Origin of the sequence: Pseudomonas sp. G11-1, from assembly GCF_024031555.1 — a bacterium.
GTDB lineage: Bacteria > Pseudomonadota > Gammaproteobacteria > Pseudomonadales > Pseudomonadaceae > Halopseudomonas > Halopseudomonas bauzanensis.
The window spans coordinates 921,248-946,801 of record NZ_QEYQ01000001.1 but is presented as its reverse complement, the minus strand read 5'-3'; the positions used below and the strand labels follow the sequence as shown (position 1 = coordinate 946,801).

General features: G+C 62.2%; 22 protein-coding genes and 1 other RNA gene. 16 read left to right on the top strand and 7 right to left on the bottom strand.

All coding sequences use genetic code 11. The annotated features are described in order from the left end of the window. Position 1: 1 nt before the first annotated feature. Positions 2–1,396 (bottom strand): D-2-hydroxyglutarate dehydrogenase, encoded by a 1,395-nt coding sequence (locus DHB74_RS04405; RefSeq protein ID WP_499160854.1) that lies wholly within the window; start codon positions 1,394–1,396, stop codon positions 2–4. A 171-nt stretch (positions 1,397–1,567) separates the two neighbouring features. On the opposite strand from DHB74_RS04405, the gene serA reads away from it, so the two are divergent. The 4 genes from serA to DHB74_RS04385 all read left to right on the top strand — a co-directional run bounded on the left by serA (position 1,568) and on the right by DHB74_RS04385 (position 5,738). After that, positions 1,568–2,797: a phosphoglycerate dehydrogenase gene (serA, locus tag DHB74_RS04400; protein WP_499160853.1), complete on the top strand. Its 1,230-nt coding sequence runs from the start codon at positions 1,568–1,570 to the stop codon at positions 2,795–2,797. A 225-nt stretch (positions 2,798–3,022) separates the two neighbouring features. Then, complete coding sequence (locus DHB74_RS04395; protein ID WP_280164722.1) at positions 3,023–3,628, top strand: outer membrane beta-barrel protein; 606 nt, start codon at positions 3,023–3,025, stop codon at positions 3,626–3,628. An 80-nt stretch (positions 3,629–3,708) separates the two neighbouring features. Continuing rightward, positions 3,709–4,386: a response regulator gene (locus DHB74_RS04390; RefSeq protein ID WP_036989228.1), complete on the top strand. Its 678-nt coding sequence runs from the start codon at positions 3,709–3,711 to the stop codon at positions 4,384–4,386. After that, on the top strand, positions 4,383–5,738 hold the full coding sequence (locus DHB74_RS04385) for an ATP-binding protein (RefSeq protein ID WP_499160852.1): 1,356 nt from the start codon (positions 4,383–4,385) through the stop codon (positions 5,736–5,738). The genes DHB74_RS04390 and DHB74_RS04385 overlap by 4 nt, the downstream gene beginning before the upstream one ends. A 145-nt stretch (positions 5,739–5,883) precedes the next feature. Here the strand turns inward: DHB74_RS04385 and rpiA are convergent, their stop codons facing one another. Continuing rightward, positions 5,884–6,564, bottom strand: a complete 681-nt coding sequence (gene rpiA, locus DHB74_RS04380; protein WP_036990183.1) for a ribose-5-phosphate isomerase RpiA — start codon at positions 6,562–6,564, stop codon at positions 5,884–5,886. A gap of 127 nt (positions 6,565–6,691) precedes the next feature. On the opposite strand from rpiA, the gene ilvA reads away from it, so the two are divergent. Beyond that, positions 6,692–8,212, top strand: coding sequence for a threonine ammonia-lyase, biosynthetic (ilvA, locus tag DHB74_RS04375; protein WP_036989230.1), 1,521 nt, complete (start codon positions 6,692–6,694; stop codon positions 8,210–8,212). A gap of 343 nt (positions 8,213–8,555) precedes the next feature. Here the strand turns inward: ilvA and DHB74_RS04370 are convergent, their stop codons facing one another. The 4 genes from DHB74_RS04370 to DHB74_RS04355 all read right to left on the bottom strand — a co-directional run bounded on the left by DHB74_RS04370 (position 8,556) and on the right by DHB74_RS04355 (position 9,896). Further along, entirely contained in the window at positions 8,556–9,152 is a 597-nt protein-coding gene (locus tag DHB74_RS04370) for a 5-formyltetrahydrofolate cyclo-ligase (protein ID WP_499160851.1), read from the bottom strand. A gap of 4 nt (positions 9,153–9,156) precedes the next feature. Next, positions 9,157–9,335: non-coding RNA, 6S RNA (gene ssrS, locus DHB74_RS04365), on the bottom strand. A gap of 52 nt (positions 9,336–9,387) precedes the next feature. Next, a complete protein-coding gene (locus DHB74_RS04360) occupies positions 9,388–9,690 on the bottom strand; it encodes a cell division protein ZapA (protein WP_036989232.1) in 303 nt (100 codons plus the stop codon). Next, positions 9,687–9,896 (bottom strand): TIGR02449 family protein, encoded by a 210-nt coding sequence (locus tag DHB74_RS04355; protein ID WP_036989233.1) that lies wholly within the window; start codon positions 9,894–9,896, stop codon positions 9,687–9,689. Before DHB74_RS04355 ends, DHB74_RS04360 begins: the two co-directional genes overlap by 4 nt. 190 nt (positions 9,897–10,086) lie before the next feature. Here DHB74_RS04355 and DHB74_RS04350 point away from each other — a divergent pair, with 190 nt between their 5' ends. The 10 genes from DHB74_RS04350 to mgtE all read left to right on the top strand — a co-directional run bounded on the left by DHB74_RS04350 (position 10,087) and on the right by mgtE (position 23,544). Next, positions 10,087–10,659 carry a UPF0149 family protein gene (locus DHB74_RS04350; protein ID WP_051610776.1) on the top strand — a complete coding sequence of 191 codons (573 nt, stop codon included), beginning with the start codon at positions 10,087–10,089 and terminating at the stop codon, positions 10,657–10,659. 10 nt (positions 10,660–10,669) lie between these two features. Beyond that, positions 10,670–12,010 carry a Xaa-Pro aminopeptidase gene (pepP, locus tag DHB74_RS04345; RefSeq protein ID WP_036989234.1) on the top strand — a complete coding sequence of 447 codons (1,341 nt, stop codon included), beginning with the start codon at positions 10,670–10,672 and terminating at the stop codon, positions 12,008–12,010. Continuing rightward, positions 12,007–13,200: a 2-octaprenyl-6-methoxyphenyl hydroxylase gene (gene ubiH / locus DHB74_RS04340; protein WP_499160850.1), complete on the top strand. Its 1,194-nt coding sequence runs from the start codon at positions 12,007–12,009 to the stop codon at positions 13,198–13,200. The genes pepP and ubiH overlap by 4 nt, the downstream gene beginning before the upstream one ends. A 23-nt stretch (positions 13,201–13,223) precedes the next feature. Next, positions 13,224–14,486, top strand: coding sequence for an FAD-dependent monooxygenase (locus DHB74_RS04335; protein WP_499161027.1), 1,263 nt, complete (start codon positions 13,224–13,226; stop codon positions 14,484–14,486). An 87-nt stretch (positions 14,487–14,573) separates the two neighbouring features. Next, positions 14,574–15,575 carry an extracellular solute-binding protein gene (locus tag DHB74_RS04330; RefSeq protein WP_036989237.1) on the top strand — a complete coding sequence of 334 codons (1,002 nt, stop codon included), beginning with the start codon at positions 14,574–14,576 and terminating at the stop codon, positions 15,573–15,575. A gap of 110 nt (positions 15,576–15,685) precedes the next feature. Next, a complete protein-coding gene (locus DHB74_RS04325; RefSeq protein ID WP_036989238.1) occupies positions 15,686–17,314 on the top strand; it encodes an ABC transporter permease in 1,629 nt (542 codons plus the stop codon). A gap of 68 nt (positions 17,315–17,382) precedes the next feature. Then, positions 17,383–18,468, top strand: a complete 1,086-nt coding sequence (gene gcvT / locus DHB74_RS04320; protein ID WP_499160849.1) for a glycine cleavage system aminomethyltransferase GcvT — start codon at positions 17,383–17,385, stop codon at positions 18,466–18,468. A gap of 27 nt (positions 18,469–18,495) precedes the next feature. Next, on the top strand, positions 18,496–18,876 hold the full coding sequence (gene gcvH, locus DHB74_RS04315; protein ID WP_036989240.1) for a glycine cleavage system protein GcvH: 381 nt from the start codon (positions 18,496–18,498) through the stop codon (positions 18,874–18,876). A 40-nt stretch (positions 18,877–18,916) separates the two neighbouring features. Continuing rightward, the gene (gene gcvP / locus DHB74_RS04310) at positions 18,917–21,811 is read left to right on the top strand and encodes an aminomethyl-transferring glycine dehydrogenase (RefSeq protein ID WP_499160848.1); all 2,895 of its coding nucleotides are present in this window, start codon (positions 18,917–18,919) and stop codon (positions 21,809–21,811) included. 110 nt (positions 21,812–21,921) lie between these two features. After that, positions 21,922–23,544, top strand: coding sequence for a magnesium transporter (gene mgtE / locus DHB74_RS04305; RefSeq protein ID WP_083392358.1), 1,623 nt, complete (start codon positions 21,922–21,924; stop codon positions 23,542–23,544). An 18-nt stretch (positions 23,545–23,562) separates the two neighbouring features. Here the strand turns inward: mgtE and DHB74_RS04300 are convergent, their stop codons facing one another. After that, complete coding sequence (locus DHB74_RS04300) at positions 23,563–24,117, bottom strand: glycine cleavage system transcriptional repressor (RefSeq protein ID WP_051610777.1); 555 nt, start codon at positions 24,115–24,117, stop codon at positions 23,563–23,565. Positions 24,118–24,306: 189 nt separating this feature from the next. Between DHB74_RS04300 and DHB74_RS04295 the strand changes: the two genes are divergently transcribed. Continuing rightward, positions 24,307–25,500, top strand: coding sequence for a class I SAM-dependent rRNA methyltransferase (locus DHB74_RS04295; protein ID WP_036989242.1), 1,194 nt, complete (start codon positions 24,307–24,309; stop codon positions 25,498–25,500). Positions 25,501–25,554 lie beyond the last annotated feature (54 nt).

The window sequence follows — 25,554 nt, the reverse complement described above, 5'->3', positions numbered from 1 at the left end:
CTCAGTCTGGAAAGATCTTGCCCGGATTCATGATGCCGTTCGGATCGAATACCGCCTTGACTGCCTTCATCACGGCGATTTCCTCGGGGCTGCGGCTGTAGCCCAGGTAATCGCGTTTGGTCATGCCCATGCCGTGTTCGGCGGATATCGAACCGTTGTAGCGTTTGACGATATCGAATACCCATTGGTTGACGCTGGCACACTTGGCGAAGAATTCTTCCTTGGGCATGGCGTCGGGCTTGAGGATGTTCAGGTGCAGGTTGCCGTCGCCGATATGGCCAAACCAGACGATCTCGAAATCCGGGTAGTGTTCGCCGACAATGGCGTCGATATCCCGCAGAAACGCCGGTACCTGGCTGATGGTGACCGAGATGTCGTTCTTGTACGGGGTCCAGTGGGAGATGGTCTCGGAGATGAACTCGCGCAGCTTCCACAGGTTCTGCAGTTGCTGCTCGCTCTGACTCATCACGCCGTCCAACACCCAGCCCTGCTCCACGCAATGCTCGAAGGTTTCCAGCGCCTGGTTGGCGATATCTTCGCTCACGGCCTCGAATTCCAGCAGGGCGTAAAAGGGGCAGTCGGTCTCGAAGGGCGCGGGTACATCGCCGCGGGCCATGATCTTGCCCATGGCCTTGTCGGAGAAGAACTCGAAGGCGGTCAGGTCCAGCTTGCCCTGGAAGGCGTGCAGTACCGGCATGATCGAGTCGAAGTCGGGGGTGCCGAGCACCATGGCGGTGAGGTTCTTCGGTGCCCGCTCCAGGCGCATGGTCGCTTCGACGACGAAACCCAGGGTGCCCTCGGCGCCGATGAACAGCTGGCGCAGGTCGTAGCCGGTGGCGTTCTTCACCAGGCCCTTGTTCAATTCCAATAGTTCGCCGCTCCCGGTCACCACCTTCAGGCCGGCCACCCAATTGCGGGTCATGCCGTAGCGAATCACCTTGATGCCGCCAGCGTTGGTGCCGATGTTGCCACCGATCTGGCTGGAGCCGGCCGAGGCGAAGTCCACGGGATAGTACAGCCCCTGGTCTTCGGCGTACTGCTGCAGTTGGGCGGTAACCACGCCCGGCTGGCAGGTCACGGTGCGGTCATAGGGATTGAAGTCGAGGATCTGGTTCATGTAATCGAAGGACACCACGATCTCGCCATTGGCAGCCACGGCGGCAGCCGACAAACCGGTGCGGCCGCCGGAGGGCGTCAGGGCCAGCTTGTGTTCATTGGCGAAGCGAACGACCGCCTGAACCTGCTCGATGCTCTTGGGAAACACGATGGCCAGCGGCGCCGGCTCGAACTGCTTGGTCCAGTCCCGGCCCCAGGTGTCCAGCGACGCGCTGTCGGTGCGGACCTTGTCGGCATCGACCAGCGTTTTCAGGGTTTCGATAATGGCTTCTGGGGTCATGGCGGCTCTCAAACAAAATTCATGCGCTGCCTGAACACAATTCATGGGTCGCAGGCATCTGGAAAAGGGAGATTATGCTAGCATAAGCGGCTTCCGAAACAGGTCAGCGACGGAGAAAACGCCGAAAAACCTGCCGGACCATCATACATCAGCATTACGAGTAACTGACACATGGCTAAAACCTCGCTGGACAAAAGCAAGATCAAATTTCTGCTCCTCGAGGGTGTGCACCAGACTGCCGTCGACACTCTGCAGGCAGCCGGTTACACCAATATCGATTATCACACCGGCTCCCTCCCGGAAGAACAGCTCAAGGAAGCGATCGCCGATGCGCATTTCATCGGTCTCCGTTCGCGTACCCAGCTGACTGCGGACGTACTGGCACATGCACACAAACTGGTTGCCGTCGGCTGCTTCTGCATCGGTACCAACCAGGTTGATCTGGAAGCTGCCCGGGAAATGGGTGTCGCGGTGTTCAACGCGCCCTATTCCAACACCCGTTCGGTGGCTGAGCTGGTGCTGGCCGAGGCCATCCTGCTGCTGCGCGGCATTCCCGAGAAGAACGCGGTAGCCCACCGCGGCGGCTGGCTGAAAAGCGCCACCAACTCCTTTGAAATCCGCGGCAAGAAGCTGGGTATTATCGGTTACGGCTCCATCGGCACCCAGCTGTCGGTGCTGGCGGAAAACCTCGGCATGCAGGTGTACTTCTATGACGTGGTGACCAAGCTGCCGCTGGGCAATGCGCAGCAGGTTGGCTCGCTGACCGAGCTGCTGGGTATGGCTGACATCGTTACCCTGCACGTGCCGGAAACCGCCGCTACCAAGTGGATGATCGGCGAGAAGGAAATCCGTGCCATGAAGCAGGGCAGCTACCTGATCAACGCTGCCCGCGGCACTGTGGTCGATATCGAAGCACTGGCCGCCGCCCTGCGCGACAAGCATCTGCACGGCGCTGCCATCGATGTGTTCCCGGTCGAGCCGCGCTCCAACAATGATGAGTTCATCTCGCCGCTGCGTGAATTCGACAACTGCCTGCTGACCCCGCATGTCGGTGGTTCGACCATGGAAGCCCAGGCCAACATCGGTCTGGAAGTTGCCGAGAAACTGGTGCGCTACAGTGACAACGGCACATCCATCACCTCGGTCAACTTCCCCGAAGTGGCGTTGCCGTCGCATCCGGGCAAGCATCGTCTGCTGCACATCCACCAGAACATCCCCGGGGTGATGAGCGAGATCAACCAGGTGTTCGCCAGCAATGGCATCAACATCTCCGGTCAGTATCTGCAGACCAACGAAAAAGTCGGTTATGTGGTGATCGACGTTGATGCTGCCTACTCCGATCTGGCGCTGGAAAAGCTCAACGAAGTCAACGGCACCATCCGTTGCCGCGTGCTGTTCTGATGTCACGACGTGGCGGGGTTGCACTCCGCCACGTTGCCTTCAGGCATTCCGCACACTGCGCGCAGGAGCGCCCCCGCGGCGCGATTTCCTGCGGTCACGCCAACCAATTCTGGCGCGTCTAGATTTCCCCCCGCTTTTGTTCAGCTGAGGTTCAGCAAAGGTTCAGGTTGCGTTCAGCTGGCATTTGGCATGCTGTTTCCCGTTGTCATCAAGGAGACGCACCCAATGAAAACCACTCTGAAACTGCTTGCCGTTGGTACCACGCTGGCCTTTGCCAGTCTTCCCGCTCTGGCCCAGGATCGCTTCGTCGGCCTCACCTGGGGTGAGACCAGCAACAACATGGACCGCTCCAGCTCGCTGAAAGGCGAACCGGAAGCCCGTCGTCTGGACGATACCATCAACAACTCCGGTACCTGGGGTGTGCGCGCTGGTATCCAGGACGATACCGGTCGTATGTACCTGAGCTACGAGTATGTATCGGATACCTATTCCGGCAGCTACAAGATGCGTCAGCAGAATCTGCTCGGCAGCTATGATCTGTTCCTGCCGGTGGCGGATAACACCCGGCTGTTCGGCGGTGTCACTGCCGGTCTGGTCAAGCTGGAACAGGATTCCCCTGGCTACCACCGTGACAGCGACCTTGGCCTGGCCGGCGGTCTGCAGGTAGGCGTCCTGCATAGCCTGGCTCCGGAATTCTCGATCGAGGGCGGCTATCGCTACCTGCGCACCACCGCTGATGCCAGCCTGAATGCCCGTGACCGCAGCGTTGGCGGCTCATTTGACCTGAAAAGCTCGGATATGGCCTATCTCGGTTTAAACTACCACTTCTGATCCCGGCATGACTCCCAGCCCGCCCGGTCTCGCCAGGCGGGCTTTCATGGTAGCTGCCGGCTGGTTTTTCGGAGGATGGTATGAAACTCCTGTTGGTCGAAGACGAGGCGTTGCTGCGCCATCATCTGTCCACTCGCTTTGCCGAGGTCGGACATATCATCGATGCCGTGGACAGCGCCGAGGAAGGACTGTTCCAGGCCCAGCATTTCAATCACGACATCGCCATCGTCGACCTCGGCTTGCCCGGTATGAGCGGTCTGGATCTGATTCGCCAACTGCGCAGCATGGGCTGCACCTTTCCAATCCTGATTCTCACTGCGCGTGGCAACTGGCAGGACAAGGTCGAAGGCCTGACCTCAGGGGCGGACGATTATGTGGTCAAGCCATTTCAGTTCGAGGAGTTGGAGGCGCGCTTGAATGCACTGGTGCGGCGCTCGTCGGGCTTTGTCCAGGCGCAGATCCGCAGCGGCGAGCTGGTGTTGGACCTGCACCGCAAGCACGCCCTGGTCGGGGATGAACCGCTGCAGCTGACCGCCTTCGAGTACCGGATTCTCGAGTACCTGATGCGTCATCACCAGCAGGTGGTGGCCAAGGATCGCCTTATCGAGCAGCTGTATCCCGATGATGAAGAGCGTGACCCCAACGTCATCGAAGTGCTGGTCGGACGCTTGCGCCGCAAGCTGGAAGCCGCCGGCGAGGTGCGACCGATCGAGACCGTACGGGGCCAGGGATATCTGTTCACCGGACAGTGCCAATGATCCGCTCGCTGCGCTCGCGGCTGGTATTCAGCGCGGCCGGCTTTGCCATGTTGTTCATGCTCGCATTGCTGCCGGTGTTGCAGAACGTCTTTGATCAAACCATGGAGCAGATCATTCAGCAGCGCCTGGCCGCCGATGCATCGACCCTGGTGAGCGCGGCCAGTGTGGTCAATGGCCAACTGGTGATGCCCGAGCGCATGCCGGACGAAGAATTCAACCTGCCGGAAGCCAAGCTGCTGGGCTATGTGCATGACATGGATGGCAATCTGATCTGGCATTCGCGCTCCACCGAGGATGAGCAACTCAACTATTCCCCTCACTTCAGTGGTGGGCGCATCGACTTTCTGCGTATTCGTGACCGGAACCAGCAGGAATACTACGTCTATGACGTGGAGGTGCACCTGGCGGGAGATGATGAGTTGCCGCTGAGCTTCGTCACCATGTTGCCGAGCAGCGAGTTTGCCCCCATGCAGCGGGATTTTCGTAACCAGCTGCGCCTGTGGCTGGGTGGGGGCTTGCTGTTGCTGTTGCTGTTGCTATGGCTGGGTTTGACCTGGAGCCTGCGTTCATTCAAGGGGGTGCGCCGCGAACTCAATGAAATCGAGTCGGGCACCAGGGATGCCTTGAGTGACCAGCACCCCAGCGAGCTGGCCCGGTTGACGCGATCATTGAACCGTCTGCTCGATAGCGAGCGACTGCAGCGGGCACGTTACCGCGATTCTTTGGGCGATCTCGCGCATAGCCTGAAGACTCCTCTGGCAGTGTTGCAGACCGTGGCGGAGAACCTGCGCGTGCAGGCGCAGCAACAGGAACAGTCGCGGGTGTTGCAGGATCAGATCGAGCGGATGAGCCAGCAGATCGACTACCAATTGCAGCGCGCCAGCTTGCGGCGCAGTGGGCTGGTTCGGCATCGGGCGCACCTGGCGCCACTGGTGCAGCGGCTGAGTGCGGCCTTGAGCAAGGTTTACCGGGACAAGTTCGTTACGCTGGAATGCGTTATAGATTACGAGCTGCGCGTGCCGATGGAGGAGGGTGCCTTGCTCGAATTGCTCGGCAATCTGCTGGAAAATGCCTACCGGCTGTGTATCTCGCACATCCGCGTAAGCGCCTCGGTAACGAACGGGGTATGCGACCTGCTGGTCGAGGATGACGGGCCGGGCGTACCGGAAAGCCAGCGCCAGCGCATCATCGGCCGCGGTGAGCGGCTGGATACCACCCACCCCGGACAGGGAATCGGTTTGTCGGTGGTCAGGGATATCGTCGAAAGCTACAACGGCGAGTTGAGCCTGACAGATTCGCCACTGGGAGGCGCGGCATTTCGCATTCGTCTGAAGGGTGAGGGACGGGAATGAGCTGGGTAGGCATCCAGCGGAGCCATCGCGGCCAAGGCCGCTACCCCAGACCAACTACTCCCACGGAATAGCCGCATTTATCCGTCATGCCGGTAAGCGTCATGCGCTTATTTTTTCCGTGGGAGTGGACTGGCCCGCGAACGGGTCAGCCGGCGCTGCGTTCCAGTCGTTGCACGCCCTTGGCAGTACCCAGCAGCAGAATATCCGCCGGCCGCGCAGCAAACAGCCCGTTGCAGACCACACCAACAATGGCGTTGAGCTGCTCTTCCAGTCCGCGTGGATCATGGATCTGCAGGTTATGCACATCGAGAATCACGTTGCCGTTGTCGGTTACCACGCCTTCGCGATAGGCCGGATCGCCGCCGAGCTTGACGATTTCCCGGGCCACGTAGCTGCGTGCCATGGGGATCACTTCCACCGGTAGTGGAAACTCTCCGAGAGTCGCGACCAGCTTGCTCTCATCGGCAATGCAGATGAAGGTGCGCGCCACGGCGGCGACGATCTTTTCGCGGGTCAGGGCGGCGCCGCCGCCCTTGATCAGTTCCAGATGCTTATTGGCCTCATCGGCTCCATCAACATAAAAATCCAGATTGGCCACGCTATTGAGGTCATAAACCGGAATGCCATGTTGCTTCAGGCGCTCGGCGGTGGCCTGGGAGCTGGCCACGGCGCCATCGAAGCGGCCCTTGTGTCTGGCCAGCGCATCGATGAAGCAATTGGCGGTCGAGCCGGTGCCGACGCCGATGACACTCTGATCTTCCAGCTGGGGCAGCAGAATATCCACCGCGGCTTGCCCCACGGCCTGCTTGAGTTCGTCCTGGGTCATGCCGGTCACCTCTGTGCTTTGAATAAAGCAGCAATTATACGGCCCTGTCCGGACAGCGTGTAGTCGGATCGGGCCCGATTCGTTTAGACTGGCGCTTTTACCTCACCTATCACCAAGCCGAAACCCGATGCCTACCCTGGAAAGCTACGTCAAGAAGATCCTCTGCTCCCCCGTCTACGATGTCGCCGTCGAAACCCCCATTCACCGCGCGCCCTTCCTTTCCGAGCGGCTCGGCAATACCGTTCTGCTCAAGCGTGAAGACCTGCAGCCGGTGTTCTCCTTCAAGATTCGCGGCGCCTACAACAAGCTCAAGCAGTTGACCGATGAGCAGCGCGCCCGTGGAGTGGTTGCGGCGTCGGCGGGCAACCATGCCCAGGGCCTGGCTTTTGCGGCGCGGCACATGGGGGTGAAGGCAACCATCGTGATGCCCAAGACCACACCTGAGATCAAGGTCAAGGCGGTGCGGGCGCGGGGCGGCAAGGTGGTATTGCATGGCGATGCCTTCGACGAGGCGCTGGCCTACGCGCAGAAGCAGGTAGAAGAAAAGGGATGGGTGTTCATTCATCCCTACGATGATCCTGACACCATTGCCGGACAGGGCACCGTGGCCATGGAGATTCTGCGTCAGCATCCCGGGCAGCTGGACGCCATCTTCGTGCCGGTTGGCGGCGGCGGCTTGATTGCCGGTATCGCCGCCTATGTGAAGTACCTGCGCCCGGAGATCAAGGTGATCGGTGTCGAACCGCAGGATTCCAACTGTTTGCAGGCTGCGCTGCAGCGGGGCAAGCGGGTGACGCTGAGCCAGGTCGGGCAGTTTGCCGATGGTGTGGCAGTGGCCCAGATCGGCAAGTACACCTTCGATATCTGCAAGAAGTATGTGGATGAGGTGATCACCGTGTCCTCCGACGAGATGTGCGCGGCCATCAAGGACATCTACGATGACACCCGCTCCATCTGCGAGCCGGCGGGCTGTCTCGGAGTGGCGGGTATCAAGAAGTACGTCGAGCGCGAAGGCTGCGCCGGCCAGGTGATGGTCGCCATCGACTCGGGTGCCAACATCAACTTCGACCGCCTGCGCCATGTTGCTGAGCGTGCCGAGATCGGCGAGCAACGCGAAGCATTGCTGGCAGTGACCATCCCCGAGCGTCCGGGCAGCTTCAAGGCGTTCTGTCAGGCCATCGGCAAGCGCGCCATTACCGAATTCAACTATCGCTATCACGACCAGCAGCAAGCGCACATCTTTGTCGGCGTGCAGACCCACCCCGAGCTGGATCCACGTGAGGCGTTGGTGGCCGGGCTGATCGAGCGCGACTTCCCGGTGCTGGACCTGACCGACAACGAGCTGGCCAAGCTGCATATCCGGCACATGGTTGGCGGGCACTCGGTACAGGTGGAAGACGAGGTGGTGTACCGCTTCGAATTCCCCGAGCGCCCCGGCGCGCTATTCAACTTCCTCAACAAGTTGGGCGGGCGCTGGAACATCTCCATGTTCCACTACCGCAACCACGGTGCCGACTACGGGCGGGTGGTGGTCGGCCTGCAGGTACCCGAGGCTGAGCGGTCGAAGGTGCCGGCAGCGCTGGATGCCATCGGTTATCGTTATTGGGACGAGACTGACAACCCTGCGTACCAGCTCTATCTGGGCTAGGACTTGATCCGCGGTGCTGGTTTGGCCAATGCATGGAGAAGCATGACGGTGCGGAACAGGGGATGAGGTGCCGGGGAGGCGCTGGTTGACAGGCTGTTCTGGATAGGGTATATCGGTGTCGCTCGATACGTCGGAATGTATTGTCTCGAAATGTGTTTGTGCGCCCGTATGCCGGACGCTCTGATGGACCAGACAAGGTAGTTGGCCAGTATTGGAGGGCAAGTAATGCGCCGTAAGCCGGATTTGATATGGATTCTCGTGTTGGTGTTTACCCTGGGGGTGGTGACCACGGGATACACCCAGAGCTACTTCGATCGCCCCGCTGTCCCGACCGGGATGGAATCTAACGCAACAGAATGATCTGCTGATCGCTGACGATGCCGTCCAGTGGGATATCCCAGCTGGCGATAGGCAGCTGCGCGACTTTCTGACAATGATGGGCCAGGCCCAGCAGGCGAGGGCCGGTCCAGTGCTGGCGCCGCCGCCGGAAGGCGAAGGTGCGGTCATAGAAACCGCCGCCCATGCCGAGGCGGTTGCCGTTCTCATCGAAACCGACCAGGGGCATCAGGATCAGGTCCAGACGCCAGGGGCGCGCCTGCAGGCCGGGATCAATCAGCGGTTCGCGGATACCAAAGCGGTTGCTGACCCAGCGCTGTCCGGGCACCAGGCGCTGGAAATGCATGCGATCGGCTGGCCAGCCGGTGATCACCGGCAGATAGCAATGCTTACCCAGGCGGCGCGCATGGGCCATCAGCACCGAGGGATCGATTTCACCATCATTGGCCAGATAAAACGCGATATGTCGGCTGCGGCGAAATAGTGGATGTTGCGCCAGTTGCCGCCACAACTGCTGGCTGGCTTGATGTTGCTGCTGGGGGCTGAGGGAGCGTCGCGCGGCGCGCAGTTGCCGGCGCAGGGTGGAGCGGCTTTCGCCATTCATGAAAAGGGACCCCGGAATGCCGCTGTCGGGTTAGCCCTTGAACCCGAAAGTTCAAGGCGGAGGACATGGTACCGTTTTAGGCTTTCCGGCAAGCGGACATGCACACCGACGGCAACGCGTGCCCCCCTTCTACAGGAGTATCGGCTCAGGGACATCACCGACTGGCAAACATCCCAGGGATGTGACCGAGTATACAGAAAACTCACTGCTATTCCAGACCTCGGGCTGTCGGGGGCTATTCCTGATGGCGCGCCAGAGCTTGATCGAGACGGTTGGTCAGCTCGGTTATCTGTTGCTGTTGATCGCTCATCAGGCGGCCCTTCTGCAGATTGCCGCTGAGCATTTCATGGCTGATGTTGAGGGCGGCCATGACTGCGATCCGTTCCAGTCCGACGACCTTGCCGCGATTGCGGATGTCGCGCATGGTGTTGTCCAGATGCCGGGCGGCTTCTTCCAGGTTGTAACGTTCTTCGGGGGGGCAGGCGACCTGGTATTCCTTGTCGAGAATGCGCAGGGTGACTGTCAGGGGTTGGTTCATGAATCGTGCTCCAGGGATTTCAGACGCAATATCATGGCTTCGACCTTCTGTCGGGCCAAATCGTTCTTCTCGATCAATTGCAATCGTTCGTCACGCCAGGAACGTTCCTGAGCCAGGAGCTGTTGGTTCTGCTGCTGCAGTCGATCACAGGTGGCAATCAACCGGTCAATTTTTTCAATCAGGTCGTTGATGTTGGAATCGTCCATTGTCGCCGTCAGTAGTCATCCCGCTGTTGCCGAACTATAGAGGGGGTAGGGAGGACGGTCAAACCCCGGATGCGGTAATCTGTCGACCGGTCGCTGGTTGTTCCCGGGGCGCTCGGGTCTGTAGGATATGCCAGTTGACTGGAACGCTTCCCAGCCCGATGTCCCCCCTTGTCCGAGAGGCCGGAAAACCATGGCTCTGATGCCCGCCGCTTTTGATTACGACCGAGTCGAGCAACTGTTCAACGAACAGTCTGCCGCCGGCTTCCCCGCTGAACTGCACGGCCACCTGGTTGGCCGGCTCGCCGCTGGTGCGCGGCTCGACCATGGAACCTGGCTGGAGGTGGCCCGCGAGGTCATCGATGGTCGTGGCAGCCTGTCCGAGGCCGACAAGGTGTTTCTGATCCAGCTGTACGATGCCAGCCTGGCGCAACTGGCCGGCAGTGGCTTTGACCTGACCCTGCTGTTGCCCGATGACGAAGCCGCCATCGATCGCCGCACGCTGTCCCTGGGGCAGTGGTGCGAAGGGTTTCTCGGCGGCTTCGGCCTGGTGGGGCGCAAGGGTGAGCTGAGCGAGGAAGCCAGCAGCGTGCTCGCTGACTTCGCCGCCATCGCCCAGGTACAGACCGATCTGGAAGAGTCCGACGCCAACGAAGCCGATTTCATGGAAGTCATGGAATACGTTCGCATGGCGGTGCTGTTATTGTTCAGCGAATGTCAGCCGGCCGACCAGGCTCCGGACCAACCGCCCGCTTCACTGCACTGAGAGAAAATTCATGTACATCAGCAAGCAGGAATATGCCCGTCGCCGCAAGGCGCTGATGGCGCAGATGGAACCCGACAGCATCGCCATCCTGCCGGCCGCACCGGTCTATATCCGCAACCGCGATGTGGAACATCAATACCGCCAGGACAGCGACTTTCAGTATCTGACCGGCTTTCCCGAACCCGAAGCGGTGGCAGTGTTGATCCCTGGCCGCGAGCATGGCGAATATGTGCTGTTCTGCCGGGAAAAAGACCCCGAGCGCGAATTGTGGGATGGCTATCGTGCCGGTCAGGAAGGGGCGGTGGCGGACTTCGGCGCCGATGACGCCTTTCCGATCAGCGATGTGGATGACATCCTGCCCGGTCTGATCGAAGGCCGCGAGCGGGTCTACTACGCGATGGGTGCCAATCAGGAATTCGACATGCGCCTGACCGGCTGGATCAACACCATCCGCAGCAAGGCGCGGCTGGGTGCCGAGCCGCCGAAGGAATTCGTCGCCCTGGATCACCTGCTGCATGACATGCGCCTGTACAAGAGCGCCGCGGAACTGCGGGTCATGCAGGCCGCCGGGGATATCTCTGCCGAAGCGCACACCCGGGCCATGGAGGTCTGCCGTCCCGGTATGTATGAATACCAGCTGGAAGCCGAGCTGCAGCATACCTTCATGCGCCACGGCAGCCGATCGCCGGCCTATGCCTCGATCGTCGCTGCCGGGCGCAACGCCTGCATCCTGCATTACACCGAAAACACCAGCCAGATCCGTGATGGTGATCTGGTGCTGATCGATGCCGGTTGCGAGCTGGACTGCTATGCCAGCGACATCACGCGCACTTTTCCGGCCAATGGGCGCTTCAGCCCGGAACAGCGGGCCATCTACGACATCGTACTCAAGTCCCAGGCCGCTGCCTTTGCCGTCATCGGCCCTGGCCGGGACTGGAACGAGGCCCATGACGCCACCGTGCGGGTAATCACTGCCGGGTTGCTGGAGCTGGGCCTGCTGCGCGGGGAACTGGAAGAGTTGATCGTCAGTGGCGCCTACCGTCCGTTCTACATGCACCGTGCCGGTCACTGGCTGGGCATGGACGTGCACGATGTCGGTGAATACCGGGTCGGCGGCGAATGGCGGGTACTGGAGCCAGGCATGGTGATGACCGTCGAACCGGGTATCTACATCGCGGTGGATAACATGGATGTGCCGGCCAAATGGCGTGGCATTGGTATCCGCATCGAAGATGATGTGGTGGTGACGCGGGACGGCCACGATGTGCTGACCGGCAATGTCCCCCGCGAGGCGGATGAGATCGAGGCGCTGATGGCCCGGGCCCGCGCTGCGATGGACCTGCCCGCGTGAGCACCAGCCTGAACATCGTCGGCGGCGGCATGGTCGGTGCCAGTCTGGCGTTGGGGTTGCAGGATTGCGCCCGCCAGGCCGGCTGGAAGATTCGCCTGATCGAGGCCCTGCCGCCGGTCAAGGGCGGCTGGCAGCCGAGTTACGACAACCGCTCCACGGCGTTGTCCCATGGCAGCCGCCGACTGTTCGAGCGCCTGGGGATCTGGTCCGACCTGGCCCGGCGCGCCGAGCCGATCCGCCAGATTCATGTCTCCGATCAGGGCCATCCCGGCTCGGCGCGCATGCACGCCGCGGATGAAGGCGTGCCGGCACTGGGCTATATCGTCGAGAATGCCTGGCTGGGCGAGGTGCTGCTCGGCTCGCTGGATCATCAGGCCATCGAATGGCTGGCCCCGGCGCGGGTGGCGCATGCCCGGCCGCAGCCAGGTGGTTATGCGCTGGATGTGCAGACCCCCGACGGGCAGCAGCAATTGTCCTCCGATCTGCTGATCATTGCCGATGGCGGACGCTCCGGTCTGCTCGATCAACTGGGCATCCGGCGCAAGGTCAATCCCTATCAGCAGGTCGCAGTGATTGCCAATATCACCTCCGCTGATGGTCACGGCGGGGTGGCCTACGAGCGTTTCACCGACAGTGGGCCGCTGGCGCTATTACCGCTTTCCGGCCAGCGCAGCGCATTGGTCTGGAGCCTGCCGGTGGATGTCGCCGACGCGGTCGCGGCGCTGCCCGACGAGGCGTTTCTGCAGCGTCTGCAGGCGGCCTTCGGTTTTCGCATGGGGGCGCTGACCAAGGTGGGTGAGCGGGCCAGCTATCCGCTGAACCTCATCGAGGCGGAAGAGCAGGTGCGCTCGCATCTGGTGGTGTTGGGTAACGCCGCGCACAGCCTGCATCCCATCGCCGGCCAGGGCTTCAACCTGTCCCTGCGCGACGCCATGGCGCTGGCCGATCACCTGCTGAAGGCTCAGCGCGACCAGCGCGGCCCCGGCTCATTGGCAGTATTGCAGGGCTATGTCGATGCCCAGTTTGCCGACCAGGCTGCCACGGTTGCCTTCAGCCATTATCTGACCCAATTGTTCAGCAATCGTAACCCCGCACTGGTGACCGGCCGCAATGCCGGGTTGCTGGCGCTGGACTTGCTGCCACCGCTCAAGAGCCTGTTCGCCCGTCAGGGCATGGGGCTGCGCGGATGAGCAGTGATACTTCCGGAGGCGCCATGGCGCAGCAGTTCGATCTGATTGTTGTCGGCGCCGGTATGGTCGGCGCAACCCTGGCGCGGGCAATGGCCGACAGCTCTCTGCGTGTGGCGCTGCTGGATGCCACGCCGCTGGACCGGCCGGTGCCGGCCCGGGCGACCGAATCGGGGTACGATCCGCGGGTCAGCGCATTGAGCGCTGCTTCGGAAAATATTCTGACCAATCTCGGTGCCTGGCAGCATATCGCGCCAACGCTGCGCAGCCCCTACCGGCATATGTGCGTCTGGGATGGCGAGGGCACCGGTGAGATCCGCTTCGATGCCGGTGCGCTGGGTGAAAACCGCCTCGGTCACATCATCGAAAACCGGCGGGTGCAGCAGGCCGTCCTGGACAGCCTGGCCGGCACCGGCGTGGCGCTGTTGGGTGGTCGCCGGGTAACCGACCTGATCCAGGGCGAGGCCGGCTGGCGCCTGGAGCTGGAGGGTGGCGAGGCGCTGCAGGCGCCACTGATCGTCGCGGCCGACGGTGCCCGTTCCCGGCTGCGGGATCTGGCCGGTTTTGCCATGCGTGAGTGGGATTATCTGCACCATGCGGTGGTCACCACCATCCGCACCGAGCGGCATCACTGCGATACCGCCTGGCAATGCTTCCTGCCCACCGGCCCGCTGGCCTTGCTGCCGCTCAATGACCGCGAGGACGGCCATTACTGCTCCATCGTCTGGTCGCTGCTGCCGGAGGCGGCGCAGCGGATCATGGCGCTGGACGAGGCCGCGTTCGCCGGGGAGCTGGAACGGGCCTTCGAGGGGCGCCTGTGTCGCATTCTCCAGGCTGACCAGCGCCACTGCATCCCGCTGCGCCAGCGCCATGCCCGGCGCTACGTGAAGCCCGGGCTGGCGCTGATCGGCGACGCAGCGCACAGCATTCATCCACTGGCAGGGCAGGGGGTGAACCTGGGCCTGCTGGACGTCGCCGAATTGGCCGATGTGCTGGGTGCGGCACTGCGTCGCGGGGAAGATATTGCCAGCCTGCCGGTGCTGCAGCGATATGAGCGGCGACGCATGGCCGCCAACCTGTCGATGATGGCGGCCATGGAAGGCTTCGAGCGACTGTTCCATGCCGACGCCCTGCCGCTGCGCTGGTTGCGCAACACCGGCATGCAGTGGCTGGACGGGCAGGATGCGCTCAAGGCCGGTGTCATTCGACGCGCCATGGGGCTGGGCAGCAAGCTGCCGCCGCTGGCGCAACCGCCGGAACTGCTCAACGAGGGCGTTATACGCAGCTGATGGAGCGGTTTTTTCAGCTGCGCTCTGGATTGGAAGAATTAAACTCATTATCATCTGGATTCGCTTTTCGACCCAGAGGCTTGTCCGATGTCCTTTACCCGTAACCTCGTTGCCCTGACCCTGGCTGCTACCGCCTTCACCAGCGTTGCCCAAGCCAAGGAGCTGGTGGTGTATTCCTCCCGCCAGGATCACCTGATCAAACCGGTTTTCGATATGTATACCGAAAAGACCGGCGTCGAGATCAATTTCATTACCGATAGGGAAGCGCCGCTGATGGCGCGCCTGCGTGCCGAGGGTGCCAACACCCCGGCGGATATGTTCATGACCGTGGACGCGGGCAACCTGTGGCAAGCGGAAGAGCAGGGGCTGTTCCGGGCCGTTGATTCGGCGACCATCAAGGAAAATATCCCGGCGCACCTGCGCTCCAGTAACGATATGTGGACCGGTCTGTCCCTGCGCGCGCGGACCATTGCCTACTCCACCGAGCGGGTCAAGCCGGAAGAGCTGAGCACCTACGAAGCCCTGGCCGACGACAGCTGGAAGGGCCGTGTCTGCCTGCGTACTTCCAAGAAGGTGTACAACCAGTCGCTGGTCGCCACCATGCTTGAGTCCATCGGTGAAGAAAAAACCACCGAGGTTATCCAGGGCTGGTTGGCCAATCTGGCCACCCCGGTATTCTCTGACGACACCGCGCTGCTGAAGGCCATCGACGCCGGCCAGTGCGACGTGGGCATTGTCAATTCCTACTACTTTGGTCGTCTGCACAAGGCCGAGCCCGATGTGAAGGTCAAGCTGTTCTGGCCGAACCAGGAAGACCGTGGTGTGCACGTCAACATCTCCGGCGCCGGTGTGACCAAGCATGCCAAGCAGCCGGAAGAAGCCATCAAGCTGCTTGAGTGGATGACTACCGAAGAAGCCCAGCGGGTCTTCGCTGATGTGAACATGGAGTTCCCGGCCAACGCGTCGCTGGAGCCCTCCGCAGAAGTGGCAACCTGGGGTGACTTCAAGGCGGACAACGTCAATATCGAAGTAGCTGGTCGCCGCCAGCCCGAGGCCATCATGTTGATGGATCGTCTGGGCTGGAACTGATACGCAGCGCAGTGCCGCCGAGGTAAACCCGGCGGCCGCTTTTGCTTATATACTGCACGCCCGTCGGTCCCCCGACGGGCGTGTTCGTTTATTACTACAGGACGTTGTCAGTGCCTCTTCAATCCACTGCCAGGAAAACCCGCTGGCAACTTGTTGCCTATCTGTGCGCTGCGTTGGTGCTGATGCCGCTGCTGGTCCTGTTGATCAGCTGGCAGGACATCGATCAGCAGATCTGGGGTCACCTGCTGCAGACGCAGATGCTGCGGTTGATCAGCAATACCCTGTGGTTGATCGCCGGTGTTGCCGCAGGCGTCATCCTGCTGGGGGTGAGCCTGGCCTGGCTGACCAGCCTGTGCGATTTTCCCGGCCGGCGCTGGCTGGATTGGGCGTTGATGCTGCCCTTTGCCGTACCCGCCTATGTACTGGCGTTCGTCATGGTCGGTCTGCTGGATTTCGCCGGGCCGTTGCAGAGTCTGCTGCGCGACTGGTTCGGCAATGATTTCCGGTTGCCGCCGATCCGTTCCACCGGCGGGGTGATCCTGACGCTGGTGCTGGTTTTTTACCCCTACGTCTACATGCTCGCGCGCAGCGCCTTCCTGGCGCAGGGCCGCGGCCTGATGGAAGCCTCACGGATTCTCGGACAAACGCCCTGGCAGGGCTTCTGGCGGGTGGCCATTCCCATGGCGCGGCCAGCCATCAGTGCTGGTACTGCCCTGGCGATAATGGAGACGCTGGCCGATTTCGGCGCGGTCTCGGTGTTCAACTACGACACCTTCACCACCGCCATCTACAAGACCTGGTACGGATTCTTCAGCCTGCAAAGCGCCACTCAGTTGGCCAGCCTGTTGCTGCTGTTCGTATTTCTGGCATTGTTTGCCGAGCGCCGCGCCCAGGGCCGCAACAAGCGCTTTCCAGCCAATGACAAACCGCGCAAAGGTGCGCTTTACCGGCTCAAGGGGCCGCTGGCCTGGCTGGCCAGCGGCTATTGCCTGCTGGTGCTGGCAATCGCGTTCGTCATTCCGGTGGGGCAATTGCTGTTCTGGTTGCTGAGCAGCGGTATTGCCGATCTGGACAGCCGCTACTGGGGCTTGATTCGCAATACCCTGACGCTCGGCGGTATCGCCGCGGCGCTGACCGTCAGCGTGGCGATCCTGCTGGTGCTGGCCCAGCGTCTGCAGCCGATTCGCCGGGTGCGCAGCGCCGTCGCCCTGGCCAATCTCGGCTATGCCTTGCCCGGCTCGGTGTTGGCGGTGGGCATCATGTTCTTCTTCAGTTACCTGGATAACCATCTGGTGGTGCCGCTGCAAGCCTGGCTCGGTATGGCCAATCCTGCGCCGCTGCTGCTGGGTGGTCTGTTCGCGCTGCTGCTGGCCTACCTGATCCGCTTCATGGCCGTGGCCTACGGGCCGCTGGATACCTCGCTGGCGCGGATTCGGCCATCGCTGCCAGAGGCGGCCCAGAGTCTTGGTCAGCCCGGCTGGGTGGTGTTCTGGCGCATTTACGTGCCGCTGTTGTTGCCGGGCATTCTCAGCGCCGCGCTGTTGGTATTCGTCGATGTGCTCAAGGAAATGCCCGCCACCCTGCTGATGCGGCCGTTTGGCTGGGATACCCTGGCGGTGCGCATTCACGCGCTGACTACCGAAGGTGACTGGACCCGCGCCTCGCTGCCGGCATTGACCCTGGTGCTGGTTGGCCTGCTGCCGGTCATTGTGCTGATCAGGCGTTCCGGTCGCCACTGATCCGCTCCCAAAGCCGCATCATTGTGACTACAATCAGACACTGGTCTGATGACAACAAAGGAACAGCCATGGGTTCGCGCACGCCACTTTATGATCACCACCTGGCCGCTGGCGCCAGGATGGTCGACTTCGGCGGCTGGGACATGCCGCTGCACTACGGCTCCCAGATCGAGGAGCATCACCAGGTGCGTCGGGATGTGGGCATGTTCGACGTATCGCACATGGCGGTGGTGGATGTGGCCGGTGCTGATGCCAAGGCCTGGCTGCAGTACTTGCTGGCCAACGATGTGGCGCGCCTGAGCGAGACTGGCAAGGCGCTGTACACCGCCATGCTCAACGACAATGGTGGCATCCTCGACGATCTTATCGTCTACCGCACCGACGATGGCTACCGACTGGTACTCAACGCCGGCACCCGCGACAAGGATCTGGCCTGGATGCGCCAGCAGGTTGGCGAATTTGCGGTCACCATCACCGAACGCACTGAGTTGGCCATGCTTGCCGTGCAGGGGCCGCGCGCCCGTGAGCTGTGCGCCAGTGTGGTCAGCGACAGTCGTGCCGCACTTATCTCCATCCTCAAGCCCTTCGAGGGGCAGCCGGAAGGCACCTGGTTCCTGGCCCGCACCGGCTACACCGGTGAAGATGGTCTGGAAATCATGCTGCCAGCCGACGAGGCTCCCGATCTCTGGCAGGCATTGAACGACGCCGGCTGCAAGCCCTGCGGTCTGGGCGCCCGCGACACCCTGCGGCTGGAGGCGGGCCTGAACCTGTACGGCGCCGACATCGACGAGCAGACTTCACCCTTGGCCGCCAACATGGGCTGGACCATTGCCTGGGAGCCCGCCGACCGTGACTTCATCGGCCGTCCGGCGTTGGAAGCGCAGCGCCAGGCCGGTGATCAGCCCAGGCAGGTGGGGTTGGTCCTGAATGAGCGCGCGGTATTGCGCGCCCACCAGACCGTCATTGTCGACGGAGTCGGGGCAGGTGAGATCACCAGCGGCAGTTTTTCCCCCACGCTTGGCTGCTCCATCGCCCTGGCGCGGGTGCCGGCGGCTACCGGTCACACAGCCAAGGTCGAGATCCGCGGCAAGCAGCTGGAAGTGCGGGTGATCCGCCCCGGCTTCGTGCGCAACGGCAAACAGATATTCGAATAACCTGACGATCCATCGAGGACAATTGAAATGAGCGATACCCCCAGCGAACTGCGTTACGCCAGCAGCCATGAATGGAGCCGCCAGGAAGCCGATGGCAGCATCACCGTGGGCATCACCAACCACGCCCAGGATGCCTTGGGCGATGTGGTTTTCGTCGAACTGCCGGAAGTCGGCCGCCAGCTCACCGCCGGTGAGGAATGCGCGGTGGTCGAGTCGGTCAAGGCCGCATCCGATATCTACGCCCCGGTGAGCGGCGAGGTGGTCGCGATCAACGAGGCGCTGGCCGACACGCCGGAGCTGGTCAACGAAGACCCGTACGGCGCCGCCTGGTTCTTCCGCATCCAGCCCACCGATAGCAGCGAACTGGACAAGCTGCTGGACGCCGAAGGTTACCAGGCCAGCCTCTGAGGCGCTTTAACACATAGCCCATGACACAAGAGGTCAGTATATGAGCCATACCCCGAGTCTCCGTGAACTGGAACAGCCTGACGCCTTTATCCGCCGCCATATCGGCCCGGATGCGGCGGAGCAGCAGAGCATGCTCGAGACCCTGGGGGTGGCGTCGCTGGCAGAGCTGATTGAACAGACCCTGCCGCAGAGTATCGCCATGGGCGGAGCGCTGGCGCTGGACGAGCCGCGCACCGAGACTCAGGTATTGGCGTACCTGAAGGGACTGGCCAGCCGCAACCAGATCTTCACCTCCTGTATTGGCATGGGTTATCACGACACCATCACCCCGCCGGTGATTCTGCGCAACGTGCTGGAAAACCCCGGCTGGTATACCGCCTACACGCCCTACCAGCCGGAAATTTCCCAGGGCCGCCTGGAAGCGCTGCTCAACTTCCAGCAGATGACCCTGGACCTGACCGGCATGGAGCTGGCCAACGCCTCCTTGCTCGACGAAGCCACTGCCGCCGCCGAGGCCATGACCCTGGCGCGGCGGGTGGCCAAGAGCAAGAGCAACCTGTTCTTCATCGATGAGGATTGCCACCCACAGACCATTTCGGTGGTACGCACCCGCGCCGAAGCCTTTGGCTTCGAGCTGCTGGTCGACTCGGTCGATGCGCTGGCGCAGCATCAGGTCTTCGGGGCGGTGTTCCAGTACACCACTACCTGGGGCGAAATCCGCGACCTGGCGCCACTGATTGCGCAGGTGCAGGCACAGCAGGGGCTGGCCTGCGTGGCGGCGGACCCGCTGAGTCTGGTGCTGCTGACGCCGCCCGGCGAACTGGGCGCCGATGTGGTGTTCGGCTCATCTCAGCGCTTCGGCGTACCCATGGGCTATGGCGGCCCCCATGCCGCCTTCTTCGCCACCCGGGATGCCTACAAGCGGGCCATGCCGGGGCGCATCATCGGCGTATCGGTGGATACCCGCGGTAACCGGGCGCTGCGTATGGCGCTGCAGACCCGCGAGCAGCATATCCGCCGGGAAAAGGCCAACTCCAACATCTGTACCGCTCAGGTATTGCTGGCCAATATCGCCAGTTTCTATGCGGTCTACCATGGCCCGGAAGGGCTGCAGATGATTGCCCGCCGGGTGCATCGGCTGACCGCCATGCTCGCCGCCGGGCTTGAGCGGGGCGGCATTAACCGCAGCAATCATCGATTCTTCGATACCCTGACGCTGAACGTGCCGGGGCAGGCGAATACCATTGTCGGCCGCGCGCGCAGCCAGGGCATCAACCTGCGGCTGATCGACGCTGACCATCTGGGCATCAGCCTGGACGAAACCACCACGGCAGAGACGGTCGAAGCGCTGCTGCGCTGTTTTGTCGGCGATGGCCACAACCAGGATCTGGCCGAGCTGGATCGGTCGGTGGCCGGCAAGGAGTCGGGCATACCCGATCAGTTCTTGCGCCGGTCGGCGATTCTGACGCACCCGGTATTCCACCGGCACCGCTCGGAAACCGCCATGCTGCGCTACATCAAGTCCCTGGAGAACAAGGACCTGGCGCTGAACCACGCGATGATTCCGCTGGGCTCCTGCACCATGAAGCTGAATGCCACCAGCGAGATGATTCCCATCACCTGGCCGGAATTCGCTCGCATGCATCCCTTTGCGCCGCTGGCCCAGGCGGCTGGCTACAAGGCCATGATCGACGAGCTGGAAGCCATGCTGCGAGCGATCACCGGCTTCGATGCCATCAGCATGCAACCCAACTCCGGCGCCCAGGGCGAATATGCCGGGCTGCTGGCGATCCGCAAATACCATGAAGAAACGGGTAACGGACACCGTGATGTCTGCTTGATCCCGACCTCGGCCCACGGCACCAACCCGGCCTCGGCGATGATGGCGGGCATGCGCGTGGTGCTGGTGGCCTGCGACGAGCAGGGCAACGTCAATATCGACGATCTGCGCAGCAAGGCTGTGGAGCACACCGCGGACCTGTCCTGCCTGATGATCACCTATCCCTCGACCCACGGCGTGTATGAAGAGGGCATCCGCGAGATCTGCGACATCGTCCATCAGCATGGCGGTCAGGTATACATGGACGGCGCCAACCTCAATGCCCTGGTCGGCTTGGCGCAGCCGGCGGATTTTGGTGCCGATGTCTCGCACATGAATCTGCACAAGACCTTCTGCATTCCCCATGGCGGCGGTGGGCCGGGTATGGGGCCGATCGGCGTCAAGGCGCATCTGGCGCCGTATCTTGCCAATCATATGGTGGTGCCATTGGACGGGCCGAACCCGGAAAACGACGCGGTCAGTGCCGCGCCCTGGGGCAGCGCGAGCATTCTGCCGATCAGCTGGACCTACATCGCACTGATGGGTGCCAGCGGTCTGCGGCAGGCCACCGAGGTGGCGATTCTCAACGCCAACTACATCGCCCGGCGCCTGGGAGAAGCCTACCCGGTGCTCTACAGTGGGCGTAACGGCCGGGTCGCCCATGAGTGCATCATCGATATCCGGCCGATCAAGGCGGCCTCGGGCGTCACCGAGGAAGACATTGCCAAGCGCCTGATGGACTTCGGTTTCCACGCGCCGACCATGTCATTCCCGGTGCCCGGCACGCTGATGATCGAGCCGACCGAAAGTGAATCCAGGGCCGAACTGGACCGCTTCATCGATGCCATGCTGACCATTCGCAGCGAAATCGCGCGGGTCGAGCAGGGCCAGTGGAGTGCCGAGGACAACCCGCTGCACAACGCGCCGCACACCCTGGCGGATATCACTGGTGACTGGCAGCGCAGCTATTCCCGGCAGGAAGCGGTGTTCCCCCTGGATTGGGTGGCCCATAACAAGTTCTGGCCGGCGGTGAACCGCATCGACAACGTCTACGGTGACCGCAACCTGTTCTGTGCCTGTCCGCCGCTGGAGGCTTGGGCCGACGACGCGCAGTAGGGCGGCCGGGGCGCCGGCCATTGTGGTATTTTAGCGGGCCGGCCGCTGCCGCTTGTATCTCAGGCGTCTGGCTGTGCGTCAATTGAACCACCGCCCGATGGAAGTAAGCCATGAGTGAAGAAGCCCTATCCGCTGTCGAACTCCAGGAAGCCGTTACCGAGGCGCTGGGCAAGGGCAAGCTCAAGCGTGTGCGGCGGATCCTGCGCGATTTGACCGCCCAGGAAGCCGTCGACCTGCTGCAGCAGCTGGACGAACAGCAGCAACAGCTGGTCTGGAACCAGATCGGCGACGAGGCCGAGCAGGAGATTCTCCTGCTGCTCGATCCTGCACTGGCCGAACACCTGCTGCTGCACAGCAATGACAATCCCGACACCCTGGAGCCGGAGGCGGATGAGGCCGAGGAGGTCAGTCCGATCGCCCAGGTGCGTGAAGCGCTGGAAGGGGGGCGGTTCAAGCGGGCGCTGAAGATCCTCGGCAAACTGCATCCCGCGCAGGCAGCCGGTCTGCTGGAAGCCTTGCCGCCCAGCGAACGCAGCAGTATCTGGTCGCGGCTGGACAGCGCCCGGGCCGGACGCATTCTGGTGCACCTGCGCGAGGAAGTGGGTGCGGGCCTGGCCATGGAAATGGCCGATGGTGAATTGCTTGATGCCGCCCGGCAACTCGACCTCGATGACCTGGTGGACCTGATCCAGGCGCTGCCCTTCGGCCCCGGTCGGCAGCTGCTGCTGTCGATGGACGTGAAGAAGCGCCAGCAATTGGCGGACATGCTGTCCTACCCGGAAGAATCCGCCGGTGGCCTGATGAACATCGACCACATCTCGGTGCGTGCGGATGTGCGGGTGGGGTCGGTATTGCGTTATCTGCGTCTGCTTGAAGACCTGCCCGACCACACCGACAAGCTGATGGTGGTCGACCGTGAGAACCACTATCTCGGCGTGCTGCGCCTCAGCCGGCTGGTCACCAGCATGGCTGATGAGCTGGTCAGTGAAGTAATGGACAGCGAGTTCAAGGCGCTGGACGTGCTCACCAGCAGCCAGGAAGTGGCGCGCCAGTTCGAGGATCTGGACATGCTCTCGGCGGCGGTGACCAGCGAGGATGGCGTCCTGCTCGGGCGCATCACGGTGGATGATGTGATGGATAGCATCCGCGAGGATTCCGAGCGGGCCATCATGGGCATGGCCGGTCTGGATGACGAGGCGGATATGTTCGCCCCGGTTCTGACCAGTACCCGCCGCCGCTCGGTCTGGCTCGGCTGTAACCTGATCACTGCCTTTCTCGCGGCCTCGGTGATCGGCCAGTTCCAGGGAGCGCTGGAACAGATAGTCGCGTTGGCGGTATTGATGCCGGTGGTGGCCAGCATGGGCGGGATTGCCGGCAGTCAGACCCTGACGTTGGTAATTCGCGGTCTGGCCCTCGGCCAGGTTGATACCGGTAACCTCAAGGTGCTGTTGGGCAAGGAGCTGGGGATAGGCACGCTCAATGGGCTGCTCTGGGCCGTGCTGGTGGCAGGGGTGGCGATACTCTGGTTCGGCAGTCTGGGTATCGGTTGGGTGATCGGTCTGGCAATCCTGATCAACCTGGTCTGCGCGGTACTCGCCGGGCTGCTGATTCCATTGATCCTGCGACGTTTCGGCATTGATCCGGCGCTGGCTGGCAGCATGGTACTGATGGCGGTCACCGACGTAGTCGGCTTCTCCTCCTTCCTCGGGCTGGCGACGGTATTTTTGCTGTAACCAAGCCCCATGCCCTGGTCATTCATGGCGAGCCATTGCATGGGCGCTAGTATCGGACCCTGCCGTTTCCTCCAGCTCGACCATCAGGTCATCGGCGAGGTTTTCCAGATCGGCGCGCAGCGCGTCGATATCGGTCTGGGGCAGCACGCCCAGGCGGATAGTGGCGCGAAACAGCAGATCGGCGGTCATGGGCGCCGGCTCACGGCAGGTGTCCAGTTGTTCCACATTGACGCCATGCCGCGCCAGGATCGCAGAAACCTCGTGGACGATACCGGGGCGGTCATTGCCTACCAGGTTGAGCATCAGCGTCCCCAGGGGTAGCTCCTCCCCCTGACCGCTGGCTGCCAGCTGGATATTGATGCCGGCGCTGCTCATGTTCTCCAGTTCCACCCGCAAGGCTTCGACCTCGCCGGCGGGCACATCCACCCGCAGGATGCCGGCAAATTGCCCGGCCATCCGCGCCATACGGCTGTCCAGCCAGTTGCCGCCATGTCGGTTGATGGCCTGGGCCAGGCTTTCCACCAGCCCGGGCTTGTCGACGGAAATCACGGTGAGAATCAGCGGAATGGTCATGGCATGCTCCTGGCTATCAGTGTGAGGGGGCCGGACTGTTCAGTGTAGCCGGCTCCTGTGATTCATTGGGTCGAGATTGATCAGTACCTTTCAGCCATCCGCAATAGAGAACCCGCAGGCATCCGGCCTGGCTCCTGTATACTGCCGTCCCGGCGGAATGTTCCAGCCAGCCATATCCAGGAGTTAGTGATGAGTCTGCCCAGCCTGCGCCTCAAGTCCAACAGTGATCGCCGCATCAAGGGCGGCCATCTGTGGGTATTCAGCAATGAAGTCGATATTGCCCAGACTCCGCTCACCGCCCTGGAAGCAGGCCAGGAGGTTCAGCTGGAGACGGCCTCGGGCAAGCTGCTGGGATTGGCTACCGTCAGTCCGGACAATCTGATCTGTGCCCGCCTGCATAGCCGCGATGCTGCCCACGGGCTGGACAAGTCGCTGCTGGTGCATCGGTTGAAAGTCGCCCTGAGCTTGCGTGAGAAGCTGTTCGACAAGCCCTTCTACCGACTGGTGTACGGTGAGTCCGACTTGTTGCCGGGAGTGGTTGTGGACCGTTTCGGCGACTACCTGGTGGTGCAGATCACCACGCCAGGCATGGAGCGCGTACGTAGCGAGATCATCGACGCCCTGGTGCAGGTATTGAAGCCGGCGGGTATCCTGTTCAAGAACGACGGGGCGGCGCGCAAGGCCGAGAAACTGGCTTCCTATGTGGAAGTGGCCTTCGGCGAAGTGCCCGAGCGGGTAGCGCTGGAAGAGAATGGCGTGCGCTTCGAGGCACCGGTACACACCGGGCAGAAGACCGGCTGGTTCTACGATCACCGCATGAACCGTGCGCGCCTGGCGCCTTACGTCCAGGGCAAGCGGGTGCTGGATCTGTACAGCTACATTGGCGGTTGGGGCGTGCAGGCGGCGGTTTTCGGCGCCAGCGAAGTCATGTGCGTGGACAGCTCGGCGGCGGCGCTGGATCTGGTCGAACACAACGCGGCGCTGAACGGCGTGGCGGATAAGATGGCGGTGGTCGAAGGTGACGTGATGGACGCGCTGCGCGAACTCAAGGGCGCGGGCGAGAAGTTCGATGTGGTGATTGCCGATCCGCCGGCCTTCATCAAGAAGCGCAAGGATATCCGCAACGGCGAGAATGCCTATCGCCGCCTCAATGAACAGGCCATGCGCCTGTTGAATCGGGACGGCATCCTGGTGTCGGCATCCTGCTCCATGCACCTGGCCGAAAACAGCCTGCGCGATATCCTGCTGGCCGCCAGCCGGCATCTGGATCGTCATCTGGTGATCGCCGAGCGCGGCTTCCAGGGCGCCGATCATCCGCTGCATCCGGCCATTCCGGAAACCGGCTACATCAAGAGCTACTTCTGCCGGGTATTGCCGGTCTGACGGGGCAGGGCGCCCCGTTGAACTGAGGTTCTTACCAAAAAAGGCTCCGGCAGA